Annotated in this window: 1 pseudogene; it reads right to left on the bottom strand. The window is 72.8% G+C overall.

From position 1 onward, the window contains the following. Positions 1–1,972, bottom strand: a pseudogene (locus AC0B61_RS37155) (condensation domain-containing protein); the annotation flags it as partial.

Raw genomic sequence — 1,972 nt, forward strand, 5'->3', positions numbered from 1 at the left:
ACCTCCGCCACCAACACGGCAGGCACCTCAACAGCCGTATCGTTCCACTCGCTCAGCACCCGCCGCCGCTCCCCGACGTCCAACACCTCCACCGCCGCCAGCCGCACCGACGGATCGGCCACCAACGTCCCCAGCAACCGCGTCAGCCGCTCCGCGATCCGCCGCACCGACGCAGGCTCGAACAGGTCCGCCGCACCGATCACCACCACACCGATCCCGGCCGGCCGACCCTCGGCATCGAACATCTCACCAAGACTGACATCAAGATCGAACTTCGCCACCACCTCGGCAGCCACCCCGACCGCCCCGGCCGAAGTCGGCAGCGCCGGCGCGCCGGGGGCCGGTCCGCCGGCCCGCACGCCCGGCAGGGCGAGCCCGGTCCGGGCGGTGTTGTCCACGGTGAGCATGACCTGGAAGAGCGGGTGGCGGGCCAGCGAGCGTTCCGGTGCGAGTTCCTCCACCAGCCGGTCGAACGGCACGTCCTGGTGGCCGAAGCCGGCCAGGGTCGTCTCCCGGACCCGGCCGAGGACCTCCAGGAAAGTCGGGTCCCCGGAGAGGTCGGTGCGCTGGACCAGGGTGTTGACGAAGAAGCCGATCAGGTCGTCGAGGGCCACGTCCGTGCGGCCGGCGTTCGTCGCGCCGATCGGGATGTCGGTGCCGGCGCCGAGCTTGGAGAGCAGCACGGCGAGCGCCGCCTGCGCCACCATGAACAGCGTCGCGCCCTGCTCCCGCGCCAGCCGTACGAGGTCCCGGTGGACGTCGGCGGGCAGGGCGAGCTCCACGGAGTGCCCGCGGTGGCCGGCGACGGCCGGGCGGACCCGGTCGACCGGCAGCTCCAGCTCCTCCGGCGCTCCCGCCAACGCCTCGCGCCAGTAGGCGAGTTGCTGGGAGATCACGCTCTCGGGGTCGTCCTCCGAGCCGAGCACTTCACGCTGCCAGAGCGTGTAGTCGGCGTACTGCACGGGCAGCGGCTCCCAGCCGGGCGCCCGGCCCTCCCGGCGGGCCGCGTAGGCCGCCGAGAGGTCGCGGGCGAGCGGGCCGGTCGACCAGCCGTCCGAGGCGATGTGGTGCATCACCAGGGCGAGGGTCTGCTCGCCCCGTCCGGTCCTGAACAGCCAGGCCCGGACGGGGATCTCGTTCTCCAGGTCGAAGACGTACCGGGTCGCCCCGGCCACCGCCGCCGCCAGTTCTTCCTCGGCGAGGTCGACCACGTCCAGGCGGAAGCCCGCCCGGTCGAGCGGCAGGACGCGCTGGTACGGCTCGTCGTCGGCGACCGCGAACACCGTCCGCAGCACCTCGTGCCGCTCCACCACATCCAGCAGCGCCGCGCCGAGCGCGTCCGCGTCCAAGTCTCCGGCCAGCCGCAGCACCACCGGGATGTTGTAGGTCGCGTTCGGCCCCTCCAACTGTCCCAGGAACCACAACCGACGCTGCGCAAACGACAACGGCACCATCAGGACTCCTCCTGTCGACGCATCGGCCGCAGTGCCGGCCTTGCTGCTTTCTGGGTTCCGGTTGCGAGATCGTCGATCTCGGGGGCGAGCCGGGCCACGGTCGGGGCCTGGAACACCGTCTTCACGGGCACCTCGACGCCCAGCCGGTCGCGGAGCAGGCTGGTGAGGCGGACGGCGAGCAGGGAGTGCCCGCCGAGGGCGAAGAAGTCGTCGTCGACACCGACCGACTCGACGCCGAGGATCTCGGCGAACGCCGCGCAGAGCACCCTCTCCTGCTCGGTCTCCGGCTCCCGGCCCACGCCGGCGGTGCCCGCGTAGTCGGGGGCGGGCAGGGCGCGGCGGTCGAGCTTGCCGTTGACGGTCAGCGGGAGCGCGTCCAGCACCACCACCGCCGCCGGGACCATGTACTCCGGAAGGCGCTGGGCCACGAACTCCCGGACCGTGCCCGGGATTACCTCACCGCCGTCGGCGGGGACGACGTACGCCACCAGGCGCCTGTCACCCGGCGCGTCCTCGCG

It is taken from the genome of Kitasatospora sp. NPDC023385, assembly GCF_055664045.1.